The organism is Saccharopolyspora sp., from assembly GCF_017434145.1.
Classification (GTDB): Bacteria; Actinomycetota; Actinomycetes; order Mycobacteriales; family Pseudonocardiaceae; genus Saccharopolyspora_C; species Saccharopolyspora_C galaxeae.
Genome location: NZ_JAFRFW010000884.1, coordinates 1 through 4,618 on the forward strand (window position 1 = coordinate 1; position 4,618 = coordinate 4,618).

Consider the following 4,618-nt stretch of genomic DNA (forward strand, 5'->3'; position numbering starts at 1 on the left):
CCCCGCTCAGCCGCAGCCGCCCGGACCCGTGCCGCACAGCGGCGCTCGCCAGCCGGGATGGCACGCCGCCGACACCCAGCCGATCCCGGCGGTGCTGCCCGAGCCGGGGCTGGACCAGGCCGCCGAGCGCGCCGACGAGCAGACCCAAGTGCTGCGCACGACCTCCTCCGGCGGCAAGAAGTCGCTGCTGCGCGCGAGCGGCTCGATGGCCGTCGCGACGCTGATCAGCCGGATCACCGGCTTCGGCTGGAAGCTGCTGCTAGCGCTGGTGATCGGGTTCGGGGTGAAGAACGACTCGTTCACCGTCGCCAACAACCTGCCCAACAGCGTCTTCGAGTTCCTCATCGGCGGCGTGCTGACCAGCGTGATCGTGCCGGTGCTGGTGCGGGCGCAGAAGTCGGACTCCGACGGCGGTGAGGCCTACATCCAGCGGCTGCTGACGATGTCGGTCGCGCTGCTGGTGGTCGGCACCGTGGTCGCCGTCGTGGCCGCACCCGGCTTGGTGTGGCTCTACGTGCGCGACGGGGGCAAGGCCAGCCCGGAACTGGCCACCGCGCTCGCCTACCTGCTGCTGCCGCAGATCCTCTTCTACGGGATCAGCGCGCTGGTGAGCGCGATCCTGCAGGCGAAGCAGATCTTCAGCCCACCGGCGTGGGCACCGGTCGTGAACAACCTCGTGGTGATCACCACGATCTTCGTGTTCTGGGCGATCCCCGGCGAACTCACGATCAACCCGGTGCGGATGACCAACGTGCACCTGCTGGTGCTGGGGATCGGCGTGACCCTCGGCGTGGCGGCGCAGGCGTTCATCCAGGTGCCCGCGCTTCGCCGCACCGGTTTCCGGTTCCGCTGGCGCTGGGGCTGGGACTCGCGGCTCAACGAGTTCGGCGGGCTGGCGCTGTGGATGCTGGCCTACGTGGGGATCAGCCAGGTCGGGCTCATGGTGATGAGCGGCGTCGGCACCCGCGCCGTCGTGTGGTCGATGTACAACTACGTGTGGATGCTGCTGCAGCTGCCCTACGGCGTCATCGGCTTCTCCGTGATGACCGCCATCCTGCCGCGGATGAGCGCGGCGGCAGCCGACCACGACTACCCGCGCCTGGTCTCGGATCTCTCGCTGGGCAACCGGCTGTCCACCGTCGCGCTGCTGCCGATCAGCGGGATCATGAGCGCCATCGGCTTGCCGCTGGCGCTGGCGCTGTTCTCGATTGGCAAGAGCAGCGGGGACGCCGACCAGATCGGCATCGCGCTGGCGGTCTCGGCGTTCGGCGTGCTGCCGTACGCGCTCACCATGCTGCAGATGCGGGTGTTCTACGCGCTCAAGGACGCCCGCACGCCCACCTTGATCATGGTGGTGATGACCGTCGTCAAGGTCGTGCTCACCTTGCTGTGCGGTGCGATCGAAGACCCGCAGATGGTGCTGTACGCGCTGGTGTTCATCAACTCGTTCGGCTTCGTCGTCGGCTGGCTGGTGGGCGAGGTGTGGCTGCGGCACCGGCTCGGCCCGCTCGACGGACGGCGGTTCGCCGCCACCCTCGGCAAGACCTTCGCGGCTTCGGTGCTGGGCGCGCTGGTTACCTGGCTGGTCGTGCTCGGCGTCGACGGCGTGGTCCCCGGAGCGGCGGGCGCCGGTACCGGCTGGCTGCAACTCCTGCTCGGGTCGGTGCTCGGGTTCGCGGCCACCTTCGGGCTGATGACGCTGTTCCGGGTGAGCGAGATCGAACCAGCCGTCGCCCGGGTCACCGCGATGGTCCGCCGCGGCTGATGTCCGCGGATCGGTGCTCCAGCGGCCCGTTGCGCTGCCGCACTGCTCCGGCTGCGGGAACCGCGGCGTGCGATCGGGCGGCGCACCGATCTGCTGCGTCGTAGTTGCCGTGAGCGTCACGTACCCTCGATCCGGAAGTCTTCTCCCGTGGGGAGGGGGTGGCCAGTGCCCCCCGGCTGGAGCGGGAGGAGCGGGAGAGGGAAGGTGAGCAGCAAACCGACCAGGCAAGCAATGCCGGAACACGACGCGGTCGAGGGCTCGGCGGAGAACGCGGAGCAAGCGCTGACCCCCGGAGCGGTGCTCGACCACGGCCGATACCGCCTGCTGGCGAAGGTCGGCTCGGACCCGCGGTGCGACGCGGAGCTATGGCGGGCCAAGGACGGTGTGCTCGGGCGCGACGTCGCGCTGACGATCCTGACCGGGGACCGCTCGGACTCGCAGTCGGCGTCCAGCGCGCGGCGCACGCTGGAGCGGGCGATGCACGCCAGCACCTTCAACCACGTCGGCGTCGCGCGAGTGCTGGACGTCGTCACGCCGGCGCCCGGTGATCCGGACGGCGTGCTCGGTGTGGTCATCGCCGAATGGACGCACGGCACCGACCTGCTGGACCTGGTCTCCGAGGGACCGCTGCCGCCCGGCACGGCCGCGCGGCTGCTGCAACCGCTGGCCGCCGCCGTCGAGGCGGCGCACCACGCAGGTCTGGTCCTCGGTGCGGATCATCCGCAGCGCATCCGGGTGACGCCGGAGGGCGAGGTCCGGATGGCGTTCCCCGGCCCGCTTTCAGCGGCCAGTTCCACCGACGACGTGCGCGGGCTGGGTGCCGCGCTGTACCTGCTGCTGACCGGCCGATGGGCGCTGGACGGGGCTCCGGAGGGCCTTGCGCTGGCCCCGACCGGCCCGGACGGCACCATCGTCGCGCCGCGCACGCTGCGCCCGACCGTGCCGCTGGAGCTGTCCACGGTCGCGCTGCGCGCGCTCGGCAGCCAGGACGGCAACGGCACCACCGGCGGCGTCCGCACGGGCGCCGCGGTGCTCCGGGTGCTGGAGCAGCACGCCACGTTCGACGGCCCGACCTCGGTGGTGCAGCAGCCGCCGACCGGCGGCGACACCCACGAGGTGTGGAGCACCCAGGACCCGAAGCCGGACAAGGTCAAGCGCAAGAAGCTCGCGATCAGCGTGGGCGCGCTGGCGGTGGCCACCCTGCTGGTCATCGGCTGGATCGCGGCCAACCTGATCGGCATCTTCGCGGGCGGCGACCAGGCCGAAGGCCCCTCGAAGACGCTGGGGGAGCCGGACCAGCAGGCCCGTCCGGTACCGGTGCAGGTCACCGGCGGCACGCCGATCATCAAGGAGCAGACGCCGGACAGCCCGGACAAGATCCCGAACCTCTACGACGGCGATCCGTCGACCTCGTGGGCCACCGACTCCTACAACGACCAGTTCGGCAGCGGGTTCAAGTCGGGCACCGGGACGCTGCTGACGCTGCAGCGGCCGACGAGCGTGCGCGAAGTCGTGATCGATTCGCCCAGCGCGGGCACCGTGGTGGAGGTCCGCGCGGCGAACGGGCCGAACCCGAACGTGGACGCCAGTCCGCTGCTCGGCCAGCAGACGCTCAACGCGGGCCAGACGACGATCCCGATCGCCCAGGGCCAGCCGACGCAGAACCTGATCGTGTGGGTCAAGCAGCTCGCCCCGTCCGGCGGCAAGTACCAGTCCCGGATCAACGAGATCACGGTGCAGGGCACCGCGTCCTGACCGGCCGCGGTCACCGGTGCGCAGCGGGCGTACCGGTGGCCGAGATCACGGTCAGTAGAGTGCTGATCCGTGTCTGCCCCCGCCAGATCGGACGCCGACCTCATCGCGGCGCACACCAGTGGCGATCCGGATGCGTTCGCCGAACTCTTCCGCCGGCACCGCGACCGGTTGTGGGCGGTCGCGCTGCGCACCATGCGCGACCAGGAGGACGCGGCGGACGCGTTGCAGGACGCGATGATCTCAGCGTTCCGCAACGCCGCATCGTTCCGCGCGGAATCCCAGGTCACCACGTGGTTGCACCGGATCGTGGTGAACGCCTGCCTGGACCGGATCCGGCGCAGGCAAGCCCGGCCGACGGTGCCCTTACCGGAGGCCGGGCCCGCTGAACCGGCGGCTCCGCGGGACGCGATCGCGGAGCAGGACACCCGGATGGCCGTGCAGGACGCGCTGGGCGAGCTGCCGGAGGAGCAACGCGCGGCGATCGTGCTCGTTGACGTCGAGGGCCGTTCGGTGACCGAAGCGGCCGCCATGCTCGGCGTCGCCGAAGGCACCGTGAAGAGCCGGTGCGCCCGCGGGCGAGTCCGGTTGGCGAAACTTCTGGGGCACCTCCGGAACCCGAGTGCGGATGCGAACGTCCCAGATGACGCCAGCGACAAGCGTCGACGGGAGGGACGATGAGCGGCGAACAACGGCGCCCGGACGCGCCGCGGAGCGGCCCTCCGTGGTCTCCCGAGCTGGTGGCCGAGCTGCACGCGGGGATGCTGGATCAGGCCACGGTCGACGAGCTGCTGCCGCGCATCGAGGCCGACCCGGAAGCCCGCGAGCTGCTCGCCGCGCTGGAAGCGACCACGTCCGATCTCGCGGCGCTGCCCGACGTGACCATGCCCGGCGATGTTGCTGCCCGGCTGGACACCGCCCTCGACGAGGAGATCCGGACCAGGACCGCCCAGCAGGGTGCACCGCAGCCGCCGACCGCGGACGGAGCCGCTCCGGATCCGCACGGCGGACAGGTCGTGGACTTCGCCGCCGCCCGCAGCCGCCGGCGCAGGCAAGCCCGGCCGACGGTGCCCTTACCGGAGGCCGGGCCCGCTGAACCGG

Annotated in this window: 3 protein-coding genes and 1 pseudogene; all 4 read left to right on the top strand. The window is 71.4% G+C overall.

Annotated features, from left to right (window positions below):
• On the top strand, positions 1-1,765 hold a 1,765-nt coding region (gene murJ, locus IJH84_RS23970), incomplete at its 5' end, for a murein biosynthesis integral membrane protein MurJ (protein ID WP_295149333.1).
• Positions 1,766-1,969: 204 nt separating this feature from the next.
• On the top strand, positions 1,970-3,520 hold the full coding sequence (locus tag IJH84_RS23975; RefSeq protein WP_295149336.1) for a protein kinase family protein: 1,551 nt from the start codon (positions 1,970-1,972) through the stop codon (positions 3,518-3,520).
• A gap of 69 nt (positions 3,521-3,589) precedes the next feature.
• Complete coding sequence (gene sigM / locus IJH84_RS23980) at positions 3,590-4,198, top strand: RNA polymerase sigma factor SigM (protein ID WP_200068021.1); 609 nt, start codon at positions 3,590-3,592, stop codon at positions 4,196-4,198.
• A pseudogene (locus IJH84_RS23985) lies at positions 4,195-4,618 on the top strand (hypothetical protein); the annotation flags it as partial. The gene sigM and the pseudogene IJH84_RS23985, both read left to right, overlap by 4 nt.